Origin of the sequence: Bradyrhizobium altum, from assembly GCF_020889705.1 — a bacterium.
Taxonomy (GTDB): domain Bacteria; phylum Pseudomonadota; class Alphaproteobacteria; order Rhizobiales; family Xanthobacteraceae; genus Bradyrhizobium; species Bradyrhizobium altum.
Genome location: NZ_JACMYP010000065.1, coordinates 1 through 21,212 on the forward strand (window position 1 = coordinate 1; position 21,212 = coordinate 21,212).

The window sequence follows — 21,212 nt, forward strand, 5'->3', positions numbered from 1 at the left end:
GCCCCCACGGCTGCGGTCACCCCAAACGAAAATAGGACCCGCCAAATGTCGGCCTGTTTAGGCTCAAAAGTCGGTTCGTTCTGCCGAGCCAAGGTGCCCCTTAGTGTAAAGCGAGGTCATCGACCAACCTAAGCCGCGAAAGCTGCTCTCCGCTTTAACATGGGTGAAGAAGGCTTGGGTTTTCTATCGCTCTCCCGGCCACCAAGGTCGACGGCGGGTTCATGGTCGAGATCTTGTTCGTCCGCAATGCTACGAGATGGCTCCGTTACCATTCGATCGAGAGCACTGCCTACAGCGCATGTACCGCTCGAGCTCGTGGATCGGCGTCGATTTCGGCTGTCGGACAATGTCCAGTGCGACCGTCTGGTGGGTGTCGCATCCGAGGCACTTCACTTCGAGGTAGCGATAACCGGCGTTGAGCGCGTCACCGAGGGCGGGGGACGGCTGTGCCGGCCCCTGGAAGGCGAGCATGCGAGCGTTCCAAGCCTGGCAGGCCAACGCATCGGCATCCCGCCGCGCCTCCACAGCTCGCTCGGCCAGATGCCTGACGGTGGCGCCGAACATGTACTCTCGGGATTTCGAGCCCATCGCGCATGATCGCGCGAAACGTGTTGGGCGAGAAGCCGCTAGGACTGGCGTCTCGCGTGGTTCGAAATGCGAGACTTTGGTCAATTGGCCGGTAGTTAGTTCGAAGGCTTCCGGAATGGCACCACTACTCCGTCGGCAGCTCGGATCGCTACCTTGGCCAGTTCCAACGCGTCGAACCTGAGATTCACAAGCGTATCAGCGACGCCCTGACGATCGAACTCACGGACGAGCGCCTCGGTCACCCTCATCAGTCTGGCGGTCTCAGCTTCGGTCATGGGCATGGGCGTTGGCTTTGATGGTAGGGCGGAGAAAAAGGTCCATTCCAAGAGGCTAACGAATGGGAAATGACCGGGGCAATCCCGCCATCAGCACGCGGTTGTTGAGTCGAGTCGAGCAATGGACCGGCCGCCCTGATCGAGCCCGTCGTTAGCGCCGTCTCATGGGTTATGTCACGCCGTCCGGATTGGCCGGCGAGGGGACTGGCGTGGATCGAGGCCTTCGACGGCATCCCGCTGGCGGGCCTTATCGATACGATGCGGTCGCTGGAAGCCTTCGAGGAACGGGATCTTGCCGGGCACCTGCAGGCGAGCATCAAGCTGAGCCGTGCGCTCGATCCGCCATTGGTGCCGCCGAAGCCGAAGCGGGTGCATAAGAAGCGGAGGGAGGCAATTGAGGTACCCCCGGACGAGGCTTGTGCTGGCCTTGTATTCCACGTCTGGTTGCGGGAAGGTGTAGCCAAATGGCGAATTGGGGCGGATTCGCGCGGTGGGCTCGACAAACCTGGTCAATTTGGCAACGCGCTCTTTTCGGGCGGCGATTGCCCTTATGTTGCACACCGGGCTTATCGCAGTCGCAATACTCATGGTTTACCTGGTTGAAAGGCTATTGCATCAACTATGGCCCGAAACTGCCCCGTTGCTTTTTGACCGGGTGCCTCTAACGTGGCTTATGCAGGTGATAGACTGTGTTTTCTTTGTGCTCTTTGGAACGATGGGCGCCATCGACGCATTTCGGATACTTCGAGGCGAATAGAAATGATCCTGTCAGCCGCAAGGTTCTCGCTTACACCGTCGGCTCTCCTTAATTGGGCGGCTGCTCGCCTAGCGGTATACCTGGTCGCGTCATGCATGACAGCCGCGGTCTTTGTTGGCGGAGCAGCGTTCTACTCGTTTGTATGGCCGGCTCCGCCGCGGCCTCAGCTATCCGTTCCGCAAAGCTTACCAGCACCCGCCGCTCCTTCTTTCGACCAAGACGATGCGATGAGGCGGAGCTTTTCGCCCAATCGCGTAGAGCCGTTAGTCGTCTCTGAGTTGGCGTTGCGGCAAGTTACCGGGGCCAGCGTTATTACGCTCGACGAGAAGAGCAGGCACCTCGTTGGAAGTGTCTTGGAGGCCAACTCAATCGAAGGGAAGGACTTCGTTCTCAGGGTCTCGCGCGGCGGTCCCCAGGGAATGAGCAACGAATTTGGACTTCGGACCCCCAGCACGTTCGTAATGCGCGCGAGTGATCTAAGCTGGTATGAAGTTAAGCTGTCGGGCGAGCGCGATGTCTATGCGGTTGCAACCAAAGAGCAGGTGCTTGCAGCGATGGCGCGCGAGATCAAGTAGAGATGGCGCTCGTCCGCGGGGCATCGTTTGTCGCGTCAGTTCGAACAGCTCCTTTGACGCCCGGGAAGATAATCAGCTGAGACGCCTTTGGCGAAGTTGACCACTTCGTCCCAATCGAGCCTAGTGTCGACCCAACCGACCTTGCCGCACGCGGTGCATTTCAGGTGCGCCGAGATGTCCTGCCAGTCCCAATCCGGAAGATCATCGAGCTTCAGCGACTGTTGTGGTGCTGGCAGCCGAGGCAGAACACTAGGACGGCTTTAAAGCCCGCGTCGCGATCGACGGGACCGGACCAGTGGCGGAGGAAGTAGGCGGGCTTGCGGCGCCAGGGCATAGCCGATTGATTCCGCGGTCGTCGAGCAGATGCAAAATTCTAAAGACGTTTGGGACAGGGAGCGCTGCGAGGCTACTGAGCGTCGTGGGTGTGGTGACTGAACCCTCACGCCTCGTGCTCTGGTCGCATTAAGACGAATGCCATGTCGTCGGCACGCATGCCTTCAAAGCCTGCCTGCAGCACGACTTGGAGGCGCTCCAACGTGCGCAATGAGGCTCTTTCCTCGCCCGTCTGAACCGACAGATGGGCAATCACCTCGTAGACGTACTCTGCAAGCCTTTTCGATATGGGATAGAAATCGGTCATTTGCGCTTCTTTCCGAGAAAGGTCACTCGTCCTGCCAGTCTATAACGAGCTTGCCGCCAAAAAAATCGACCGCAAGCGCGATCTTATTGAAGTCATCTCCTTTGGACTTGCGGCGAGGACCAACGAAGTATTCGCCACAACCAAGCTGACGGCTCAACTTCTTGATGCTGATTTTGTCCTCTTCGGCTCGACGCCTGATTTGCTGTCGCAGATCATCAGGCAATGATGGCTTGTCCTTCTTCAACTGCATTCGTTTTGCCTGCTGAAGAATCGAGCTTTCGGAATGACGTGGAAACGCACCTTTCAGATCGGCGCGCTTACACGAAGGCCACATTTTCCGAAGCCTGACCAGTTCGGCGCCAGTCCACGAGTTTACGTAGGAGTTGCACCCTAGTGCCTTTCTCCGGACCCTCACTGCTTCGGGCGTGCGGTTCTTGAACAGCTTTGCCAATTCCCGAATTGGCTTGGCCGCGTGTCTACGAATTTTCCTATCCTCCGCAGCCGTCCACCACTGCGGCTGTGTGGAGAAGCCCATCGCGCTACGTCGGCCCTGTACGGCATTTTGCGTTCGGCCAAGGAAGCAACTCGACTGCGCGGGCAATCGAGTTCGCACTTATGATCGCGTCCTCTTCGGCTGTCCAACGCTTCGGTGTGGTGGCACCGAGCGTCCTTCGCCGGGCCTTGCAAGCGCCCCATGATCGACCTGGCAGCCTCCGCGCCGCTTCAGCTGGAGCAAACTCCTTGATTACTGCGTCTTCCTGCTGAGTCCACTGGTCGGCACGGTTCGGCATCGGGCGCGCGCCTCCACGCGGCCTTGAGCCTTCTGCTGATCTCACGAGGTTGGAATACTGCTCCGACTTGATGTCCCCGCAATACCCGCAATTCACCGGGCGATGGGCAAGCGCCGCGGCACACGCGGGCCTAATTGCCCATTGAGCGCATAGCGTTGTCTGTCATTTGCTTCCGGTAGGCCGCGCGCGTGTTAAGACGAGCCGCAATCAACAGCGCCGTAGGAATGCCAACTACTGCGAGAAAAATCACGGTGCCGATGGCTGCCATCGTCGTCTCCCGGTTACTTCCGAGATTCTGAATCAACCGCAGGCTGCGATCAAGGGCTAATTTACCCATCGGTCGTCCATGTCGGCTTCGATTTTGCAGTGGAGAACATCGGACGAGCGTCACCCTTGCTGCCCAAATATTTGATGCGACTCACCCTTTTTTGCTCTCCGACGCTATCCCGGCCAAGTGGAGCGAAACAATGTGGCATTCGCCGAAGGGAGTTATTCAGAGGAAGGGACTGACAGACGAAAAGGCCGCACGCTTGCTCGAGGGCTTTCGAGCCGGCAGCACGCTAAAACCGTTTGCAGTCAAATCCACTCGATTCAAGGCTTACTGCGACGCTCATCCGGGATATGCGCTGGTAGCGCTCCCGCTTCTAGAAACCAACAATAAAGCAGCGAACTGGCGCAAAGGTGAAGCCAAGCGCAATCGGACGCACTGCAAGCGTGGCCATCCGCTAAATGACGCGACGGTCTACCTCGATCGCGGTGGAAGCCATCGGAAGTGCATGCTCTGTACGGCTATCAACGAAAAGAATCCTCCTTTGCCGACGGCGGATCAGGTCTCGCGGGTCACCGCGGCTCTGAATGCCGGCAAAACTATCGGAGAAATTTGCTGGGGCATTGTGGACGGAAAGAAGGTGGCGCACCCAATCCTAATTCATCGAAAGTTGAAGCGGTATCGTGATGAGAATCCCGATTATGACCGCTTTGTTAGCTCCGTGATATCCGGCAGCGGTAGCCGTGCGCGACAGCGACGTCTCCTTCAACCCCAAAAGCTTCAGGTCATCGCCGCTCGATCGCAACATAATGACTACCACTCCATCGTGGCTATGGTGCCGTCGTATCTCCCTCCCGACGTGCGAGACGACGTCGCCCAATCTATCATGCTGGCATTGCTTGAGGGCACGCTCCGACGCGACCAACTAAAAGCACGGGTGGGGGAGTTCGTGAGGCTGCATCACCGTGAAGCCAATAAAGTCGGCGTCGGCAAATTTGGGCTTCGGTCTTTAGATGCGCCGGCGTTCACTGACGGATCAAAAACCCTGGCCGATTTTGAGACGCGCAGCATTTGGGACGAGGTGCCCATGTAGATCACGGCACAGCTAATCGCCGCAGTCCGTCTCGCAGCGAGGTGCACCTATTCTTGTGCCATTGCTCGATTTGCCAAGCGTTCCACCGGAAATGATCGTTGCCGATTTTAAAGTCGTCCAATCCAAGATCGCGCTGCATTTGAATTGGGAGAGCTTCGATGTGTCCAACAACACCCTCCAGCCAAGTTTGAAGCGGTCCCGGAGCAGAATATCGGGTGGTGGGATCGCTCATCGCCGCCAAGTGGTGGAGGCGCTTGTCCAGATCGAAGTTGCCTGTTCGGAAGAATAAGTCATCCAGCGGGTCGCGCATGTTGTCTTTCTTGGTTAGAGGAGTATCAGGAGCGACTGCAGCAGGGCTGCAATGGCCGCGCATGCCGCTGCAAGTGCGTTGTATCGGCTCTGCTTGGCCAAACTGACGTGGATCTCGTCAAACACGTCGAAGAGCGATCCCTTGAGCGGTCCTGGCGGGATGCGCTCAGGCGTCTTCGTCAGGCTGGCAATGAGCCATAGAACGGCCGCAGCCAAGCCGAACAGGCCCGATAGGATCTGTACCGCGAGCATCATGCCGTTGTTTTGTATTTCAACTCGGCCTCGACCAGCCAGCGGATAAACATTTTGCTACCAGCCGCCTCAATTGTCGATGTCGTCGCCGTCGTCGTCTTGGTCTGCACCGCGATCCGGATCTTCGACGTAGACGAGGCAACCTTCATAGAAAGAAACAGCGTTGCCGCGGAGCGGGCAGCTTGTCTCCGAAGAGATGCTATGTGCTTCAGCCCAGCGGTAACCGGCTGCGTGGCCAGAGCAATCTTCAGAGCAGTCATAACCGCCGAATTCGCGAGCCTGAGCTGCTCTGGAAGTTGCTATGCAGCCAACCAATGAAGAACACAACATCACGATTGCAAATTTACGCATGGAAACGCCCCTGCAAAAGTCTTTCGCGAATTGAACTTTGAGTCAGATGCTGGACGATTGCGTCGAGCGCGTCGTCGTTATGCACTTGAGACAATCCATTGCCCGCTGGTAGCTTAAGCCAGCTAATGTTTCCGCAACCGGAGGGCGAGCGCAAGGGGGTTGGCATGGATTTTCGGGGAGCCGGTAAACGCCGTGGCTATCATCCGTCGATAATCAGCCGATTCAAGAACGCATTGCAGGCCCGCTCGGCTTCAGCGAATGTGCTGAAGGGCGATCCGGACACCTGAGCTGCCGGCATATTCAGAAAGTCGGGGCGATACGACGCAACAAAGCCCGGCTCTCCATGCAAGCCAGGCCCACTTCGGCTCTCGTTGCTGATTACGAATGAATAGTCGTCGCTGCTTGCGATCCACATCTCCAGATCGCTAGTTTCGACGCGGCGGAAGTGCAGGGCCATTTCGCCCTCCACCGGGAGACCAAACTTGGTCCTCCGTGGTTATCCAGATGGACGCTCAACCTACTTTTGTGCGGTTGGCCGCTTCAGCTTCCCGCGCCAGCCGTTCTGCCTTTAGGCGCTCTCGATTATCGTGGAGCGCTTTTTGCTCTTTGGCGTAATCGGTCGTGGCTTCCTTCGCCTTGACCGCTTTGAATATCTTGTGGGCCTCGCGCTCTGCAGCTGTCGTTGTACGCCGCTCTCGGTTGATCATTATTGACCTCCCACTTGGGGCTCAATAGTCAACGCGCGGAGAGGGCTTTCGATCCCGTCGGCCGACCAACTCATCTGACCCTCGCCTTCAGACCTAACTCGACCAGACGACGGATCGCTTCTGTCCGGACAGGTGAGTCGCTCTGGTCGGCAGCCCAAGCGTCGACGGCAGCGCGCAGCTCGACGGAAAGACGAATAGACGTCACAGGGTCTTGCCCCGTAGCGGGGCGCCCCGGCTTTTTCCGTACTACGTTTTTCTTTGACGCCTTCATAAAAACGTACTACGCTTATTCCGCTTGAAAAACAAGCGGCCCGCCTCGGTGCGTCAACACCGCGACGAGCCTAGCCCAAAACATGGAGCGACCCATGCCTCAGGTTGATTCTGAGAATAGCACAGCTTTGCGTGTGCTCGACCAACGGCCAGTTTGCCACCCGACCGACATTCCCCCAGAGCAGATATTCAAGGCCATCTGGCGCCTGCGACGCGAGGCCATGGACGAGATAGCTCGCCTGATCCGGTTTCTCGACGACACTGATAACCACATGGAGCGGGAGCCGGACGACGACGAACCGTGGCTCGGCTTCCAGGAGGCGTTTCCCGGCCTCGGCTTGTGCGGCGGAAGCGATGATCGGGAAATGGACCTTGGGACCTTCGACCGCATGGTGGACCAGACACACGCGTCCCGGCAGTACTTTGTCGAGGCGCTGGCAGCCCCCGACGCCGAGCACGACGCGGCCGATATTGAGCCGAGCCTTGGCAGCCTTGACCAGAATGACAGTCAGGAGCGATGGGCCGCGGGCGGGCAGCGCGATCTCGAGAAGGATCCGGCAGAGTCCGGCATTGGCGACTATGACGGCTTGCTCGAGCAGACAGGCACGCAGGACTCGTTTCAGGGGACCATGGCCTGAAGGTTGATGCTTCGCCCCGCCGGTGCTGCCGGCGGGGCGTGTTGCCCGTCTCACCACTTCGTGAAGGTTTCACCGGGGTGCAGGGCCGGAAAACCTGGATACCGACCCATTGAATACGAATCGGCTGCGCGTCAGCATCGATGCATTGATTTGCCCCCCGTGGCCAACGGGATAGCGCGGAATCCATCCCTTCATTGGGCCTCGGTTTCGCGAAATTAGCGAACCACGTGCGCTGTGGCTTGGCCGGCCGAGCGCCCAATGGAGCCTATCTGACGTGATCCCCCTGACGCCCAAAGATACCGCCATGCGGCTCGGCATTACCGTCGAGCAGCTTGCCGCGTTCACGGCAGACGGCGAGATCAGCTACATCAACGTCGGCCGAGGCAAAAAGCGCCCGCGCCGACGATACACAGAGCAAGACATTCAAGAATTTTTGGAGAGACGCCGCAGGAGGGAAGTGTGTCTGTCTACCGCGACAAGCGTTCCCCGTATTACCAATTCGATTTCCAGCTCAACGGTCATCGGTTTCATGGCTCAACGAAATGCACGTCGCGCAAAGACGCCCTCAAATTCGAGGCCGCAGAGCAGGAACGGGCCAGGAAGCTGATAAAGGCTGCCAGTCGCGCGAAAGCATCGCTCGCGATTGACGATGTGGCCGACCGATTGTGGAATGATCAGGCGCAGTACGACGCCGAGCCGAAGGCCACTGAAACAAACCTTGCGCGACTGATCGAATATTTCGGCGAGGCCAAATCGCTGGCTGACATCGACCACAAGGCGGCCAAAGAGCTTGTGGCCTGGCGCCGTGGTCATCGGGTGTCGCGGCGCGGCAAGCGGACCAAGAAGGAAGAGGAGGCATTGCCGCTAATCTCCAATGCCACCGTGAACCGCTCGGCCACCAAGGTCCTGCAGCGGCTGTTCGCCTTCGCCAAGGCTGAAGGCGCGATGTTCGAGGCCGAGCCGAAATGGGATGAGCTGATCCTCCCGGAACCAGAGGAGCGGGTCCGTGAATTGAAGAGCGAGGAAGCCGACGCGATCGATGAGGCGATGCGCGACGACTACGGCCCGTTCTTCGACTTCGTCCGCGCCAGTGGCATGCGGTTGAAGGAGTGCGTGACGTTGCGTTGGTCGGAGGTCAACTTCGGCTCCAAGCAGATTGTCCGAACCGGGAAGGGCGGCCGGCGCGTGGTGTTTCCGATAACCCCAGCGGTGCGGGAGATCCTGTTTCCGCTGCAGGGGCAGCACACCGAGTTTGTCTTCACCTATGTCGCTGTCTACGGCAACAAGCGCCTGGGCCGGGTGAGGGGCCAGCGCTATCCGTTGTCCTACAACGGAGCCAAATCCGCTTGGCAGATTATGCGGACCAGGGCGGGCGTGAAGGATTTTCGCTTCCACGACTTCCGCCACGACTTCGGGACCAAGCTTCTGCGGGACAGCGGCAATCTCAAGCTCGTGCAGAAGGCGCTGAACCACCGCGACATCAAGAGCACGCTGCGATACGCCCATGTCTTGGATGAGGATGTTGCCGCAGCGGTTGAGCGGCTCGCGGAGTCCCGGAAAAATCCCCGGAATAAGGCGCAAAAGATCAACTAACTTGTTGGGAATGCAAATGATATCGGAAGTAGCATCTAACCTTCCAGATGTCGTTTGCGGCGACGCTCGGGCTGGTGGCGCTGGTGCAGATCGGACTGCCGAACCTGTTGGCGTCGCCCGATCACTCGGCGACCGCGCGGGTTGCGCTGTGGGGCGGGCGTGAGCTCACGATGCTGATGCTGGCCTCGCTGGTCGCGGGGCTCGCGACGACGCCCTACGCCGCGTTCCACTTCCACCGCGTGACGCCCTACGGGCTGCTGGCGAACCTCGCGGCGATGCCGGTGGTATCGGCGGTCGTGATGCCGGCCGGCCTGCTCGGGCTGCTCGCCATGCCGTTCGGCTTCGACGGCGTGTTCTGGGCAATCATGGGGTTCGGCATCGACTGGATGATCCTGGTGACGCAATGGGTCGCAGCGCTGCCGGGCGCGGTCGGACGGATGGCGGCGTTCGGGGTCGGGCCGATGGTCGTCGCAAGCGCCGGCCTTATCCTGCTCGGGCTGTTGCGCACGCCGCTGCGCTGGTCGGGCGCGGTGCTGCTGGTGGTGGCCTCGGTCTGGGCGGTGCGGGTGCCGCAGCCGGACGTGCTGGTCTCCGCCGACGGCCGCAACGTCGCGGTGCGGGGCGGTGACGGCCGGCTGCATCTGATGCACAGCGCGAAGGACGCCTTTCTGGTCAAGGAGTGGCTGGCGGCGGATGCCGACGCGCGGACTGCCACGGATTCCTCGCTCGGCGAGGGCGTCTCCTGCGATCCGAGCGGCTGCGTGACGCAAGGTCCCGGCGGCGCCTTCGTCGCGCTGGCGAGCCGGCCGGAGGCATTGGCCGACGATTGCGAGCGTGCAGCGCTGATCGTAACCGCGCGGCCGACACCGCGGGGCTGCGCGGCCTCGGTGATCGACGCCGAGCGGTTGCGGCGCCACGGCGCGCTGGTGGTGCGGCGCATCAGGGACGGCTACGCCATCGATGCGGTCAAGCCCGGCGGGATCGACCGGCCGTGGTCGCCAGCGGTTCCCGGCGACGGTGAGGCTGAGACGACGTTGCGCGCACCCGACAGCGCGCCGCGGCCCGCCGTCGACGCGATGCCGGCCGAGACCGATTTGCAGAGCGAAGATTAGCCGTTGTCAGGTGAGGGGCCGGTCGGCAACTCGAACAGGCCGAGATGATATTCGTCGGAGTCAGGGCCGGCGTCGGGCTTCTTGACGAGGGTGAAGGAAGCCTCGGGGAATTGCTCCCAGACCTTCAGGTCGTCAGCCGTCACCGTCAGCCAGCCGAACCGGAACATGTAGCGGCCCGGCTCCGTGACGCGTCCAGCCTTTTGCCATGTGACCTTGTCGACCACCACGCACGTCCTCCGTGCCCGATGATGCGCCAAGGCGCGCGCCGACGCAATTCTCCAGCTGCGCCCCGGAACCCGGCGTCCGGGGTCGCTCGAAATCGCTTAGGTCATCCGCCGCCGAACAGCTCATTCCGCGGCGACGATGCGTTCAACCCAAAAACAGCGACGCAAATGCGGAGGGCCGTCGCTCCACAACCTTCGGCTTCTGCTCGACCGGCGGATGCAGTGCCGGCAATTGCAGCACGCTGACGCGTTGTCCCTCGACCAGTTGGGTCACCAGCACATGGCTGCCGTCGGGGAATTCGACCGCGTCATGATGGCGATCGGGAACGTCGGGCTCGACTTCGTTGAACACGCCGACGCGGAAGTTCATCGTCTTGGTCCAGATCCAGCGGCTGTCGTAGCGAACGTTCTCGGCGAAAGCGAGCTCGGTGCCCGGCAGCATGCAGACCGCGACGTTGGGATCGGTCTCCGAAGCAAAGCCGCGGGTCGACGTGCCGCGGAAAGTCGTGGTGATCAGCGTCTCTCCAACAATGGCGGGGCGCGACGCCACGGCGTGCAGACTATAGTCACACATCGGATGGCTCCTCTAATCGAGGTAGCGACCCGTGCCTCTCCTTGAGGCATAGGGCCTCTACCAGAGTGGACGATAGCGAACGAGTGTCTCCTCGTTTCTGGGCGATTGTACGACTGGCCGCCGAACGCCTCAATCACAAACACGCGACGCTGCGTGAGCGGTATCGGGCGCATCGGGCAGGCCGCACGTTACGCTATCTTTCAAGGAACGATCCGACGTGTTGCTCGTTCCCCGCCGCCGCAAGTATTTGAAATTCAGTATTTGCGATAGAGGCCGATCAGCTTGCCCTGGATGCGGACCCGGTTCGGTGGCAGGATGCGCACTTCATAGGCGGTGTTGGCCGGCTCCAGCGCGATCGACGCGCCGCGGCGGCGGAAGCGCTTCAGGGTGGCTTCCTCCTCGTCGATCAGCGCCACCACGATGTCGCCGGTGTTGGCGACGTCGTTGCGCTGGATCAGCGCCATGTCGCCGTCGAGGATGCCGGCATCGACCATCGAGTCGCCGCGCACTTCCAGCGCATAGTGCTCGCCGGCGCCGAGCATGTCGGGCGGTACGCTGATGGTGTGGCTGCGGGTCTGCAGCGCCTCGATCGGCGTACCGGCGGCGATCCGGCCCATCACGGGGACCGCGACCGGACGGTTGCCGTCGTCCTCGGCGATCGGCGGCGTGCTGGTGCGCTTGCCGAGGGTGCCTTCGATGACGCTCGGGGTGAAGCCGCGGCGACCGTTGCCGCCGCCGGCCGAGAGTTCGGGCAGCTTGATGACTTCGATGGCGCGGGCGCGGTTGGGCAGGCGGCGGATGAAGCCGCGCTCCTCCAGCGCAGTGATCAGGCGGTGGATTCCGGACTTCGAGCGCAGGTCGAGCGCATCCTTCATCTCGTCGAACGAGGGCGGTACGCCGGCCTCTTTCAGGCGTTCATTGATGAAACGCAGAAGTTCGTACTGTTTGCGCGTGAGCATCTCGAGTATTCCCCCGGTTGGTAGCGTCGTTCGATTCCGAGACTCTTCAGGTGGGCTTGCAAGCGGAGCCTAACCTCAGGAGCACGGTGCTCGTGACAAGCGCTCCCTCGCGGCTTCCCATTTGTACACACCAGTACTCGAAACAAATCATGAACGGACACTATATGTTCGATATGTGTTCCGCAACCACTTAATTTCCGGTGAACGCATCCAGCGAGCGCTCAAGCGATGCGGTCTGCGCCGTCACTCGGGCAGCGTCAGGATCTCGCATTCGCTGCCTTTGCCGGCGGCAGGCGCAAACGGTGGACGCACGAGAAGTGCCCGTGCCGCAGCGAGATTCCCGAGCAGCGACGAGTCCTGTTGCATCACAGGCGTTGCGATCAGCGTGCCGTCCTCGCGCGCCTCGAGGCGCGCACGCAGATAGTCCTCGCGCTGGTCGTTGGCGGCGAGGTCGCGGCCGAGCAGGGCGCTCGAGCGGACATGATGGACAGCTTTTCGGCCGCTCAGCGCCCGAATCAACGGCACCAGAAACAGGAAGGCGCAGACATAGGAGGACACCGGATTGCCGGGCAGGCCGATCACCCGCATTGCGCCGAGCCGGCCATGCATCATCGGCTTGCCGGGCCGCATCGCGATCCGCCAGAACGCCATCTGAACGCCCTCGGCCTCCAGCGACTGCTTGACCAGATCGTGGTCGCCGACCGAGGCGCCGCCGGTCGTGATCAGGATGTCGGCACCGGTCTCGCGCGCCCGGCGGATGCCGGCGGTGGTCGCTTCCACCGTGTCGGCGGCAACCCCGAGATCGACGGTCTCGGCGCCTTCGGCGCGCGCCAGCGCCCGCAGCGCATAGCCGTTGGAATAGACGATCTGGCCGGGGCCGGGCTGTGATCCCGGCATCACCAGCTCGTCGCCGGTCGCCAGCACCGCGACCCTCGGACGGCGGTGCACCGCGAGGTCTGGATAGTTCATGGCGGCCGCAAGCGACAGCGCGCGATCGGAGAGGCGGCTGCCGGCGGCGAGCAGCACGTCGCCTTCACGGAAGTCGACGCCGGCCGGGCGGATGTGCCGTCCGGCGGTTGCGGCCTCGGTGATCGTGATGTGGTCGCCGTCGACGGCGGTGTCTTCCTGGATGATGACGGCGTCGGCGCCATTAGGGATCACGCCGCCGGTAAAAATTCGCACCGCTTCGCCGGCGCCGACCATCCGCTCGAACGGCCGGCCGGCGGCGACTTCGCCGATCACTCTGAGCCGGGCCTTCAGATCACCAGCGTCGGCCGCGCGCACGGCATAGCCGTCCATCGCCGACATCGGCTGCGGTGGCTGGGTACGGAGCGCGGCGAGGTCGCGCGCCAGGGTGCGGTGGTAGGCGGCGTCGAGCGCGACCATCTCCTCCGGCAGTGGTTCGGCGCCGGCGAGGACGGCGGACAGGGCATCGGCAACCGGCATCAGGGCCACGCTCGGAGCTCCTTCAATCCAAATGTTCAATACCAAGTGCAGTCAGAGCCCTCGCCACGTCATCCGTCGATGTCACGTGGATGGCATGAAGGCCACGCGCCCGCGCGCCTTCGATGTTGGCGGCCAGGTCGTCGAAGAACAGGATCCGCGACGCCGGCACGCCGATGGCTTTTACCACATGATCGTAGGCCTCGGCGTCGGGTTTCCGAAAGCCGATCGTCGAGGACAGGAAGACGGTGCGGAAATGGCTGAGCAGCTCGGCGTGGATGACCGAGAAATGCGCGACGTGGGCCGGATTGGTGTTGGAGAAAGCGTAGAGCGGCATCCGCGCGGCGGCGGTCGCGAGCAGGGGGGCAATCCCCGGCATCTCGCCGGTGAAGATCGCATTCCAGCCTTCGAGGAACTGTGCATCGGTGAGGTTGACGCCGAGCGTCCGGCGCAGGTTTGCGAAGAACGCCGCGTCGTCGATCCGGCCGATCTCGTGATGCTTGAAGCTGTCGTCGACGACAAATCGCGTGGCGAGGTCGGCCGGCGCGCAACCGGCATGCCGCGCCCAGTGCGCCATCACCGTCTCGAAGTTGATGTCGAGCACGACGCGGCCGATATCGAACAGCAGCACGTCGACGGAATCGGGAGAGAGTTGTGAGGTCATTGCGTGAAACCGTGTACGAGAATTGCGGGCGGGCGGCAATGTCCCCGATTTGTGCGGCAGGCATGCGACGAGGAACGCGCTGTCGTCCCTGCGAAAGCAGGGACCCATAACCACCAATGGTCATTGTTGTGCGTCGTTGGAACGACGAGTGCCGCCTACAATACCCGCCGCGGAGCATGGGTCCCTGCTTTCGCAGGGACGACACCGAGTGTGTGGCGCCGCTTGTGGGTCGTGGATCCGCATTCTCGCGACATGAATCGCCCGAGCTTTGCTGTTCCGCCCTCTCTCTTGAACAGAAGGCGCAGGGAAAGCCGGGTGCCGATCGCACCCATGGGCCCCGTGCAAAAGGTAGAAAGCACGGGGGTAGGACCACAGGTGTAACCGGAAACAACCCGGCTTTCCCTGCGCGATGGGTTACGGCTTATACGTGCTCTCCCCGGCGAGACTGGGCTTTGTTGTCACCGCCTTCGCGAAGATGCTTGCGCATCCTGCGAGAGGACACCTGCCACTAGGGCGTCAGGCCTGCGCGATTTCACCGTCCGCCTCGCGTGCTCTCGTCAGTCGCACGCTCGGCGTCCACCGCATCTCGACCCACGTTCGTGACGACCGCGAAGCGCCCCTCGATCGGGTGAGACGGGCAAACCATACACTGAGTTGACCTACCGATAAACCGAAATATTTTCGTCGCGCAGGCTTGACGCGTTTTACTGAGTTGCCCGTCGGGTTGTTTTGTCGCAGTCCTCAAGGCGGTTTCCAGTCGGGATGTGTAACCCTCGATGGCAGTGTTGACTCCATTCAGATCACGACGGTCTGTCTTCAGGAGCTTTCGGCAAAAGTGCACAGGGAAATTTCAGCTGCCAAACGGGTTACTCCGGGATCATACCGCCGGATTCCAGTTTTTCCGGTACAGTGGAATTGCGCTCCTGATGGGAGCGCTTCAGGGAGGAACGGCTCTGGCGCGTTAATCCCATGCCCCGGAGAACGCGCGCCGGGGCCGTCACGCCCAGAACCTCATGACATTATTTTTGCAGCCGGCACCGACCGGCTAATGCAAGTAGGTCAACCCTCCTGCCACGATCGCTACGGAAAAGGCAAAAATGGCGGCCGCGATAATCCAGGGCAGATCGTGGCGTTCTCTCGGGGTCATGGTGGGTCTCTCCTTGAAAATCGGTCCATCACGCTCACGGCTCTCGCTTGATGGTCCCTTCATGACAATTTTCGCGATAGCGGCGGCAATTGTCTCGGCCTTCTATGCCGAGCTCGTCCTTGTACATGCAGCCGTCACGCAGCCACTCGCAATTGAGATGCGGTGTCGATGGCGAGCAAGACTTGCGAAACTTGACGCAATTGTCCTCGCCTTCGCCAAGTTCGTCTTTCAGTTCGCACGCCCGCAGCAAGTCACGGCAATCGCCGCCTTGCGGTGTCGTTGCAGACGCGGAATTGACTAAATGTCCTGAGTGCCACGCAGCAAAGATCGCAAGAGCAATGGCGCATAAGGCGATAATCGTTGGCCTGCCTGGCGTCTCACTCACCTTAATTTTGGCTCCTGCAAATGAGGGTGGCGGCATTGCCACCACCGCAGCTCTTGTTAGATGCTCCTCGCTTTCACTTCAGAAACGGTCGGCGGGCGCGACCGTTCCTCTCCCCGGCCGCCGTGCGATGGATTGCTTCGCTTCGCTCGCAATGACGAGGCCGATAGCTTCGCAGCCTCTCAGGATGACGGGGGAGGGCTCGATGAGGGCCGCCGCTTGCCTTAGGGATGCAGAAGCCAAAGCAGGCGCTGGCGTTGCTGCTCACGGTCGAGCTGATTCCTGCGCATGACTTCAAGTTCGGCTTGAACCTTGGTGGTGTCTTCATTCAGCCGCTTCGATTCAATCAGGAGCGCCTCAAGCTCAGCGAGTCTCCTTTCGCCTTCGACCACGTCGAGTTCAATCTGCCTCAACTCGTCCATGATCGCGTCTTTGTACATCGAACTCGCGGGCCACCTTGACCTATGTCTTGCGTGCTGCCTGTAAAGTACAAACCGCTCGCAAACCCTGCTGTTCCTAGCAGGGCTCAGGCCGGAGAATTCGAGCAGGAGGCCTGGGCGGGGGTCACCGTGTCGATGGAGCGCGCGTTGGCGTGTTTCGCATCATCATCCGACGGCCTTCTGAAGGGCGACCAGTACGCCGAAGACCGAGCCCGTCACGGCGGGGAAGACAGTGAGATAATAAATGCGGTACATGACTGGCCGATCTGCTTTGGTCTAGTTGAGTAGGCTGTATTTTGTGCTCAAGCGCTCTTGAATGCGATGCGCCGCATGATCGGCAATCGATTGAGCTGCCTCGCCATAGTCGACGACCGTGACGTGCCACGTCGTTTCCTCGCCGACCACATGAACCTGGCTAATGCTGACTTCCCTGACGTCGGCGCAGCCCGGCTCGCAGCGCAACAGGTCAAGGATTTCGGAAGCTAGACTCGCTCGGGGAATAGGTTGCTTTTCCATCGTTGGCCCGAAGTCGAATGCGCGCTCGCGACGCACATAAGTGACGGTTGGATTCCCGAGGTTGACGCTCATTGAGAGCGGTCGTTCCTCGAACGCCAATGGAACGTCCGGCCAATCAATGGTTTTCCGCAGATAGCAGAATTTGTTGGAGGACGTTCATGCGGGACGACTACGAAATCGTTCGCCACTCGGAACTTTGGCTAGCTGCGCTGGTCGGCTGCGCGCCGTCGCTGTTGATTGTTACAATGATGATCTTATCGCTGATCCAACCGCAATTCCCCGGCTGACATTTCATCGATTTGGCGGAAGCAGATCGCTCCTCGCCGCCCGGATCGCCCGGATCGCCCGGTGCGCCCTCATATCCTCGAAAGCGCTAGACCCAAATAGCCGATCAGCGCGCCGGTGCTGAGAATGATGACGACGAGCGCCTGCTCTGAACGTGCCTGCAAGGTTTTTTGGGTCACGGCGTTGGACGCTCCATCTTCGAAATCACTCTGTCCAACTAACTTGGGTAACTATCCGTTCCGGCTCCCTCTCGGGAATTTTCACGAATATCAACTGCGCAAGCACGTCCGTGCGCTCCTCCTGTTCCAGGTCGGAAATGAGCAACGCCGCCCGCATTGAAATATGGCGGACGACGCTGGTTCGAGCCCCAGGAAGGATGACAAAATTCTGATCTCAGGGATACGCATGAGAGGAACAGGGTTCACGTCTTCGACCCGTATGACTCCGGTACTCCGAAGGGGCAGACGAAACTATCGGGGCCGAGGTCTAGGATCGCGTGACTAAGTTGCTCTGGCCTCAGCGTGTGTACCCCCTCGCTGAGGCCCTTTTCTTTGGGCCGCCGATCTCCCGGCTCAGCTTAGCAACGCACAACGCGTTTCAACCCAGGACCTTTGCCCGGACTGGCGCTCTGTCGGAGCGCCTTGACTGCGTCGTCCAACCGCAAATTGGAAACCGCACCGGAGCGCTCTCGAAGGCCGGCGTCAACAAAGTAGGCTACGAGCATGACAAAGCTAATCGCTACAATCAGAGCAGCATTTTTCTTCCTTTTGCTAATTCCGCTTTCGGCGCATGCACAGGCGGTCGATCCGGCTGCGGAGCGGATCGCAGTCGCAAACGTGATGCACGACTATTTCGAGGCGTACAGCCGTGGCGACATGGATGCGGTCATGAAGCTGATCAACGTGCCCTTCGTGGTATCTGGGCCGAAGGGCTTCATGGCTTATACGACGGCTGACGGGACGCTAAGCATGTACACAAGGTTTCGTGACGCGGCAGTTCAACAAGGATACGCAAAGAGTGAGTGGATCGACCTCGGAGTGAAACTTCTCGGCGGGACGTATGCCATAGCTGCGGGAACGTACGTGCGCTCCAAAGCGGATGGGAGCGAACTGAACAGGTCAGGCGGGACATATTTGCTGAATAAGGTCGATGGCCTCTGGAAGATTGCTATTAACGTCGGCTATCCGGTTAGGGACGCCTTCAAACCCGAATGATCGATGAAGCATAGTTTGTAAGGCAGCGCTCGCTGCGGCGTCCGTTCTGGGTCAGAAGCGACGGCCGAAGGATCGCTAACGCGAAGTCCCGCACTGCCCTCAAGACCGGATCAGCCTTAGGGCGACGAAGTTGTTCGGCTGAGGGCCGGCCAACGGGAGACACGCCGGCCATCGATCTTGGTCTGCTGCCGACATCAATGCTCACGGTCGTCGCGCCGCTCGCTATGAACATTCTCACCCGCGGGCACGAAACAGATCGCGGCCGCCCCGCGACCGTTCGTTGCCCAGACTTCGGCGGCGCCGCTGGCGATCACCAGCGATAGCCATACCCGCGATAGTACCTGGGACCGTAGACGTATGCGGGGCGAATAACGCGCCGATACGCGGGACCGGCATAGTAGGACCGGTATCCGCCGTAGTATGCGGGGGCGTAGCCGTAGTTGTAGTATGCCGGGGCATAGCCGCCGTAATACGCGGGGGCGTAACCTCCGTAATAGCCATAACCCGGTCCGCCGTAGTAGCCGTAGCCTGGGCCATAGGCGTAGGCGCTCGAGGCTATGCCACCAACCACTGCCGCTCCGATTAGTCCGGCCGCGAGTCCAGCACCCCAGCCACCACCACGCCACGCTTGGGCTGGTGATGGAGCCACCAAGGCAGCGACACCGATGGTGGCAGCGGTCACTAACGTCAATGCTGCTTTTTTCATTTCCGAAGCCTCCGTTGTTCCCGGAACTTCAACCAAGAATCCAGCCATAGTTTCCCCCGACCCGCCGTCGGCGGAACGGTTCCGCGAAATTTAATATTGATGAACGGCTTGGGAAAGCGGGGGGACATCGAGCACGGGCCCTAGCCGGCGCCGCCGCCCGCTCACCGTTCGCCCAGGTCGACCTGCGTCAGGATGCCCTGCCGCAGCGCGAGGCGGACCAACTCGATATCCGTGCCGACGCCGAGCTTGTCCTTGATCAGGGAATGCAGGTTCGCGACCGTCTTGGGGCTGAGATGCAGCGCCTCGGCGATCTCGTCGGTGGTCTTCTCCGCGAGCAGCATGCGCAGCACCTCGAATTCCCGCGCGGTCAGCAGATCGGCGGCGGCGCTCTCGCCGGCGAGGTGGCTGAGCGCGAGTTCGTGGTCGATATCCGGACTGATCGCGATCTTGCCCGACAGCGCGTCCATCACGGCATGCACCAGCGTCTCCGGCGGGCTGGTCTTGGTGACGTAGCCGCTCGCGCCGGCGCGGATCGCCTGCACGGCAAACGCTGCGTTCTGGTGCATGGTGAACACCAGTATCTTTGCGCGCTTGTCCCACTGCCTGAGACGCCGGATAGCCTCGATGCCGCCGATGCCGGGCATCGACAGGTCCATGATGACGAGGTCGGGCCCGGTCTCCTTGTAAAGGCGGTAGGCCTCGACGCCGTCGGACGCTTCGGCGACGACCGAGAGCCCCGGCTGCTTCTGCAGCATCGCCCGGTAGCCCTCCCGGACGACGGCGTGGTCGTCGACCAGCATGATGGTTCGCGCCGTATTGCTCATGCCGCGCGCTCCACAAATGCGGCCTCTCGGTTGGCCGCGACGGGAACGATCACACGGAGCGAAGAGCCGTTAGACTGTCCGGCCTCGAAGCTCAGCCGCCCGCCGAGCGCGGCGACCCGCTCGCGCATGCCGAGCAGGCCCATGCCGGACCTGAACTGGGGATCACCCGGCCCGCCATCATCGTCGATCGCCAGCGCGATTTCGTTGCTGCCGCCGGCCGGAGCCGTCTCGCGCATCTCAAGCCGCAGCATGACGCGCGTGGCGCCGGCGTGCTTGGCTGCGTTGGTGAGTGCCTCCTGCACGATGCGGTAGAGATTGGCGCTGACGGAGGCGGGGATGCGCTCGAACGATCCCGCTATGGCGATCTCGAACCGCGGCTGTCCCCGGCTGCGGCCGTTCCAGCCCGCGATCAGGCCCTCCAGGCTGGCCGCAAGGCCGAGTTCGTCGACATCGGGCGGGCGCAACCTGAAGAGGGCGCCGCGCAACGTCTCCATCATGTCGGTCGCGGTCCGCGCGATGCCGTCGCATTCGGCGAGCAGGGGCGGGCAATCCTGCACCGCGGTCAGGCGCGCCGAGGCGGCGAGCGCGCGGATCGCGGCCAGCGATTGCCCGAACTCGTCATGCAGCTCGCGCGCCAAATGCCGGCGTTCCTCGTCCTGCACCACGATCAGTTTCTGCGTCAGCGCGTTGCGGTCGGAGAGCGCAGTGGCGAGACGCTCGGCGAGATGGTTGAAGACGTCGCCGATTGCCGACAATTCGGCGAGATCGAACGGCGGCAGGCGCGCGGCGAGGTCGCCTGCGGCGATCCGCTCAAGCCCGTCGCGGATCAGCCGTGTCGGACGCAGCGCACGCGACAGCGCCGCATAGACCAGCGCGCAGAGCAGCGGCAGCGCGATCATGAGCACCGCCATCAGCCGGCCGGCATCGTGCCAGGCCTCAGTCGTCAGCACGGCCGGATCGACCCAGACCACGGCCTCGCCGATCGCCTGGCCGCGCGCAATCACCGGGCGCACGGTCTCCCGGCCGGGATCAAACAGGCGGCGATAGAGCGTCGCAAAGGCCTGCGGCGGCGCGGCCGTATCGGCCTGCGTGCCGCCGCAGAAGCGCTGGCTGATCTCGCCGCTATTGCTGCGAAACGCGAGGCAGAGGCCGGGCGCCATGACCGAGGCGGCAACGCTGTCGAGATCGGGGAAATCGGAGCGTGGATTGTTCAGCCACTGGATCTTGCTCTGCCGCAGCTCCAGTGTCCTGGCGGCGACATCGGCGACGGCAGCGATCCTGGCGCGCACCGAGCGGTCGGCCTCGATCAGGAAGTAGCCGGAGATCGCTGCAAAGCAGAGCATCGATACCGCAGCCACACGCAACGTCAGCCGCTGCTTCAGATCGCTTCCGGACCAATTCCGCATCGGCGTATCCTCAGAGGTCGCAGACGACCTTCGGCGCCCGTTCGCGGGCACGGCCGTCACGCCTATTAAACGGCAGAACGAAGGCGTCGAGAAGCGTCGCCTTGAGTGCGGACCACCGTCGTGAAATTTTCCCGGCAGCGGCCGGGAGGCGCTCCGCTGCGGCGCGGCGGCCGCCGGTCTAGGCTGCGATCGACCCCGCATCAGCACCT

The 21,212-nt window shown here is 61.6% G+C and carries 26 protein-coding genes and 2 pseudogenes; 8 read left to right on the top strand and 20 right to left on the bottom strand.

The window, feature by feature from the left end; all coding sequences use genetic code 11:
• Positions 1 to 183 precede the first annotated feature (183 nt).
• A pseudogene (locus tag H8B02_RS17865) lies at positions 184 to 588 on the bottom strand (hypothetical protein).
• Positions 589 to 1,034: 446 nt separating this feature from the next.
• Here H8B02_RS17865 and H8B02_RS17870 point away from each other — a divergent pair.
• On the top strand, positions 1,035 to 1,466 hold the full coding sequence (locus H8B02_RS17870) for a hypothetical protein (protein ID WP_229167433.1): 432 nt from the start codon (positions 1,035 to 1,037) through the stop codon (positions 1,464 to 1,466).
• Positions 1,467 to 1,973: 507 nt separating this feature from the next.
• On the top strand, positions 1,974 to 2,195 hold the full coding sequence (locus H8B02_RS17875) for a hypothetical protein (protein WP_229167434.1): 222 nt from the start codon (positions 1,974 to 1,976) through the stop codon (positions 2,193 to 2,195).
• Positions 2,196 to 2,634: 439 nt separating this feature from the next.
• Here the strand turns inward: H8B02_RS17875 and H8B02_RS17880 are convergent, their stop codons facing one another.
• The 3 genes from H8B02_RS17880 to H8B02_RS17890 all read right to left on the bottom strand — a co-directional run bounded on the left by H8B02_RS17880 (position 2,635) and on the right by H8B02_RS17890 (position 3,963).
• Entirely contained in the window at positions 2,635 to 2,835 is a 201-nt protein-coding gene (locus tag H8B02_RS17880) for a hypothetical protein (RefSeq protein WP_229167435.1), read from the bottom strand.
• Between the two features lie 22 nt (positions 2,836 to 2,857).
• The gene (locus tag H8B02_RS17885; protein ID WP_229167436.1) at positions 2,858 to 3,085 is read right to left on the bottom strand and encodes a hypothetical protein; all 228 of its coding nucleotides are present in this window, start codon (positions 3,083 to 3,085) and stop codon (positions 2,858 to 2,860) included.
• A 671-nt stretch (positions 3,086 to 3,756) separates the two neighbouring features.
• Positions 3,757 to 3,963: a hypothetical protein gene (locus H8B02_RS17890; RefSeq protein ID WP_229167437.1), complete on the bottom strand. Its 207-nt coding sequence runs from the start codon at positions 3,961 to 3,963 to the stop codon at positions 3,757 to 3,759.
• A 130-nt stretch (positions 3,964 to 4,093) separates the two neighbouring features.
• On the opposite strand from H8B02_RS17890, the gene H8B02_RS17895 reads away from it, so the two are divergent.
• Positions 4,094 to 4,987, top strand: coding sequence for a hypothetical protein (locus H8B02_RS17895; RefSeq protein ID WP_229167438.1), 894 nt, complete (start codon positions 4,094 to 4,096; stop codon positions 4,985 to 4,987).
• Between the two features lies 1 nt (position 4,988).
• Here H8B02_RS17895 and H8B02_RS17900 read toward each other — a convergent pair whose 3' ends face one another.
• From H8B02_RS17900 to H8B02_RS17920, 5 genes are all read right to left on the bottom strand, one after another.
• The gene (locus H8B02_RS17900; RefSeq protein WP_229167439.1) at positions 4,989 to 5,297 is read right to left on the bottom strand and encodes a hypothetical protein; all 309 of its coding nucleotides are present in this window, start codon (positions 5,295 to 5,297) and stop codon (positions 4,989 to 4,991) included.
• A gap of 14 nt (positions 5,298 to 5,311) precedes the next feature.
• Positions 5,312 to 5,551, bottom strand: a complete 240-nt coding sequence (locus tag H8B02_RS17905) for a hypothetical protein (RefSeq protein ID WP_229167440.1) — start codon at positions 5,549 to 5,551, stop codon at positions 5,312 to 5,314.
• Entirely contained in the window at positions 5,548 to 5,808 is a 261-nt protein-coding gene (locus H8B02_RS17910) for a hypothetical protein (protein WP_229167441.1), read from the bottom strand. The genes H8B02_RS17905 and H8B02_RS17910 overlap by 4 nt, the downstream gene beginning before the upstream one ends.
• A 290-nt stretch (positions 5,809 to 6,098) precedes the next feature.
• Positions 6,099 to 6,356 (bottom strand): hypothetical protein, encoded by a 258-nt coding sequence (locus tag H8B02_RS17915; RefSeq protein ID WP_229167442.1) that lies wholly within the window; start codon positions 6,354 to 6,356, stop codon positions 6,099 to 6,101.
• 55 nt (positions 6,357 to 6,411) lie between these two features.
• On the bottom strand, positions 6,412 to 6,606 hold the full coding sequence (locus H8B02_RS17920; RefSeq protein ID WP_229167443.1) for a hypothetical protein: 195 nt from the start codon (positions 6,604 to 6,606) through the stop codon (positions 6,412 to 6,414).
• Positions 6,607 to 6,971: 365 nt separating this feature from the next.
• Here H8B02_RS17920 and H8B02_RS17925 point away from each other — a divergent pair, with 365 nt between their 5' ends.
• From H8B02_RS17925 to H8B02_RS17935, 3 genes and pseudogenes are all read left to right on the top strand, one after another.
• Positions 6,972 to 7,514 (top strand): hypothetical protein, encoded by a 543-nt coding sequence (locus H8B02_RS17925; RefSeq protein ID WP_229167444.1) that lies wholly within the window; start codon positions 6,972 to 6,974, stop codon positions 7,512 to 7,514.
• Positions 7,515 to 8,165: 651 nt separating this feature from the next.
• Positions 8,166 to 9,107, top strand: a complete 942-nt coding sequence (locus H8B02_RS17930; protein WP_229167445.1) for a tyrosine-type recombinase/integrase — start codon at positions 8,166 to 8,168, stop codon at positions 9,105 to 9,107.
• A gap of 32 nt (positions 9,108 to 9,139) precedes the next feature.
• A pseudogene (locus H8B02_RS17935) lies at positions 9,140 to 10,219 on the top strand (ComEC/Rec2 family competence protein); the annotation flags it as partial.
• Here H8B02_RS17935 and H8B02_RS17940 read toward each other — a convergent pair.
• The 8 genes from H8B02_RS17940 to H8B02_RS17975 all read right to left on the bottom strand — a co-directional run bounded on the left by H8B02_RS17940 (position 10,216) and on the right by H8B02_RS17975 (position 16,640).
• Positions 10,216 to 10,443 carry a hypothetical protein gene (locus H8B02_RS17940; RefSeq protein ID WP_092114591.1) on the bottom strand — a complete coding sequence of 76 codons (228 nt, stop codon included), beginning with the start codon at positions 10,441 to 10,443 and terminating at the stop codon, positions 10,216 to 10,218. The pseudogene H8B02_RS17935 and the gene H8B02_RS17940 overlap by 4 nt on opposite strands.
• Positions 10,444 to 10,588: 145 nt before the next feature.
• Entirely contained in the window at positions 10,589 to 11,017 is a 429-nt protein-coding gene (locus H8B02_RS17945) for a hypothetical protein (RefSeq protein ID WP_229167446.1), read from the bottom strand.
• A 254-nt stretch (positions 11,018 to 11,271) separates the two neighbouring features.
• The gene (lexA, locus tag H8B02_RS17950; RefSeq protein ID WP_021079225.1) at positions 11,272 to 11,976 is read right to left on the bottom strand and encodes a transcriptional repressor LexA; all 705 of its coding nucleotides are present in this window, start codon (positions 11,974 to 11,976) and stop codon (positions 11,272 to 11,274) included.
• Between the two features lie 243 nt (positions 11,977 to 12,219).
• Positions 12,220 to 13,431 (bottom strand): molybdopterin molybdotransferase MoeA, encoded by a 1,212-nt coding sequence (locus H8B02_RS17955; RefSeq protein WP_229167447.1) that lies wholly within the window; start codon positions 13,429 to 13,431, stop codon positions 12,220 to 12,222.
• 13 nt (positions 13,432 to 13,444) lie between these two features.
• On the bottom strand, positions 13,445 to 14,083 hold the full coding sequence (locus H8B02_RS17960; RefSeq protein WP_229167448.1) for an HAD family hydrolase: 639 nt from the start codon (positions 14,081 to 14,083) through the stop codon (positions 13,445 to 13,447).
• A gap of 1,181 nt (positions 14,084 to 15,264) precedes the next feature.
• Positions 15,265 to 15,615 (bottom strand): hypothetical protein, encoded by a 351-nt coding sequence (locus tag H8B02_RS17965; protein WP_229167449.1) that lies wholly within the window; start codon positions 15,613 to 15,615, stop codon positions 15,265 to 15,267.
• Positions 15,616 to 15,836: 221 nt separating this feature from the next.
• Positions 15,837 to 16,052: a hypothetical protein gene (locus H8B02_RS17970; RefSeq protein ID WP_229167450.1), complete on the bottom strand. Its 216-nt coding sequence runs from the start codon at positions 16,050 to 16,052 to the stop codon at positions 15,837 to 15,839.
• Between the two features lie 276 nt (positions 16,053 to 16,328).
• Positions 16,329 to 16,640: a hypothetical protein gene (locus H8B02_RS17975; protein WP_229167451.1), complete on the bottom strand. Its 312-nt coding sequence runs from the start codon at positions 16,638 to 16,640 to the stop codon at positions 16,329 to 16,331.
• A gap of 86 nt (positions 16,641 to 16,726) precedes the next feature.
• On the opposite strand from H8B02_RS17975, the gene H8B02_RS48085 reads away from it, so the two are divergent.
• Both H8B02_RS48085 and H8B02_RS17980 read left to right on the top strand, forming a co-directional pair.
• Positions 16,727 to 16,855, top strand: coding sequence for a hypothetical protein (locus H8B02_RS48085; protein WP_283842206.1), 129 nt, complete (start codon positions 16,727 to 16,729; stop codon positions 16,853 to 16,855).
• Between the two features lie 720 nt (positions 16,856 to 17,575).
• Entirely contained in the window at positions 17,576 to 18,067 is a 492-nt protein-coding gene (locus H8B02_RS17980; protein ID WP_229167452.1) for a nuclear transport factor 2 family protein, read from the top strand.
• Positions 18,068 to 18,377: 310 nt separating this feature from the next.
• Here the strand turns inward: H8B02_RS17980 and H8B02_RS17985 are convergent, their stop codons facing one another.
• From H8B02_RS17985 to H8B02_RS17995, 3 genes are all read right to left on the bottom strand, one after another.
• Positions 18,378 to 18,638 carry a hypothetical protein gene (locus H8B02_RS17985; RefSeq protein ID WP_312000999.1) on the bottom strand — a complete coding sequence of 87 codons (261 nt, stop codon included), beginning with the start codon at positions 18,636 to 18,638 and terminating at the stop codon, positions 18,378 to 18,380.
• Between the two features lie 296 nt (positions 18,639 to 18,934).
• The gene (locus H8B02_RS17990; RefSeq protein WP_229167453.1) at positions 18,935 to 19,597 is read right to left on the bottom strand and encodes a response regulator; all 663 of its coding nucleotides are present in this window, start codon (positions 19,595 to 19,597) and stop codon (positions 18,935 to 18,937) included.
• Entirely contained in the window at positions 19,594 to 21,003 is a 1,410-nt protein-coding gene (locus H8B02_RS17995) for a sensor histidine kinase (RefSeq protein ID WP_229167454.1), read from the bottom strand. Before H8B02_RS17995 ends, H8B02_RS17990 begins: the two co-directional genes overlap by 4 nt.
• Positions 21,004 to 21,212 lie beyond the last annotated feature (209 nt).

Excerpts from the sequence above, each read along its gene's own strand:
- H8B02_RS17995 (WP_229167454.1), bottom strand. The coding sequence starts at position 21,003 with ATGCGGAATTGGTCCGGAAGCGATCTGAAGCAGCGGCTGACGTTGCGT.
- H8B02_RS17910 (WP_229167441.1), bottom strand. The coding sequence starts at position 5,808 with ATGACTGCTCTGAAGATTGCTCTGGCCACGCAGCCGGTTACCGCTGGG.
- H8B02_RS17915 (WP_229167442.1), bottom strand. The coding sequence starts at position 6,356 with ATGGCCCTGCACTTCCGCCGCGTCGAAACTAGCGATCTGGAGATGTGG.
- H8B02_RS17925 (WP_229167444.1), top strand. The coding sequence starts at position 6,972 with ATGCCTCAGGTTGATTCTGAGAATAGCACAGCTTTGCGTGTGCTCGAC.
- H8B02_RS17980 (WP_229167452.1), top strand. The coding sequence starts at position 17,576 with ATGACAAAGCTAATCGCTACAATCAGAGCAGCATTTTTCTTCCTTTTG.
- H8B02_RS17870 (WP_229167433.1), top strand. The coding sequence starts at position 1,035 with ATGTCACGCCGTCCGGATTGGCCGGCGAGGGGACTGGCGTGGATCGAG.
- H8B02_RS17960 (WP_229167448.1), bottom strand. The coding sequence starts at position 14,083 with ATGACCTCACAACTCTCTCCCGATTCCGTCGACGTGCTGCTGTTCGAT.
- H8B02_RS17990 (WP_229167453.1), bottom strand. The coding sequence starts at position 19,597 with ATGAGCAATACGGCGCGAACCATCATGCTGGTCGACGACCACGCCGTC.
- H8B02_RS17885 (WP_229167436.1), bottom strand. The coding sequence starts at position 3,085 with ATGCAGTTGAAGAAGGACAAGCCATCATTGCCTGATGATCTGCGACAG.
- H8B02_RS17975 (WP_229167451.1), bottom strand. The coding sequence starts at position 16,640 with ATGAGCGTCAACCTCGGGAATCCAACCGTCACTTATGTGCGTCGCGAG.
- H8B02_RS17920 (WP_229167443.1), bottom strand. The coding sequence starts at position 6,606 with ATGATCAACCGAGAGCGGCGTACAACGACAGCTGCAGAGCGCGAGGCC.
- H8B02_RS48085 (WP_283842206.1), top strand. The coding sequence starts at position 16,727 with ATGCGGGACGACTACGAAATCGTTCGCCACTCGGAACTTTGGCTAGCT.
- H8B02_RS17945 (WP_229167446.1), bottom strand. The coding sequence starts at position 11,017 with ATGTGTGACTATAGTCTGCACGCCGTGGCGTCGCGCCCCGCCATTGTT.
- H8B02_RS17900 (WP_229167439.1), bottom strand. The coding sequence starts at position 5,297 with ATGCGCGACCCGCTGGATGACTTATTCTTCCGAACAGGCAACTTCGAT.
- H8B02_RS17880 (WP_229167435.1), bottom strand. The coding sequence starts at position 2,835 with ATGACCGATTTCTATCCCATATCGAAAAGGCTTGCAGAGTACGTCTAC.
- lexA (WP_021079225.1), bottom strand. The coding sequence starts at position 11,976 with ATGCTCACGCGCAAACAGTACGAACTTCTGCGTTTCATCAATGAACGC.
- H8B02_RS17895 (WP_229167438.1), top strand. The coding sequence starts at position 4,094 with ATGTGGCATTCGCCGAAGGGAGTTATTCAGAGGAAGGGACTGACAGAC.
- H8B02_RS17905 (WP_229167440.1), bottom strand. The coding sequence starts at position 5,551 with ATGATGCTCGCGGTACAGATCCTATCGGGCCTGTTCGGCTTGGCTGCG.
- H8B02_RS17890 (WP_229167437.1), bottom strand. The coding sequence starts at position 3,963 with ATGGGTAAATTAGCCCTTGATCGCAGCCTGCGGTTGATTCAGAATCTC.
- H8B02_RS17970 (WP_229167450.1), bottom strand. The coding sequence starts at position 16,052 with ATGTACAAAGACGCGATCATGGACGAGTTGAGGCAGATTGAACTCGAC.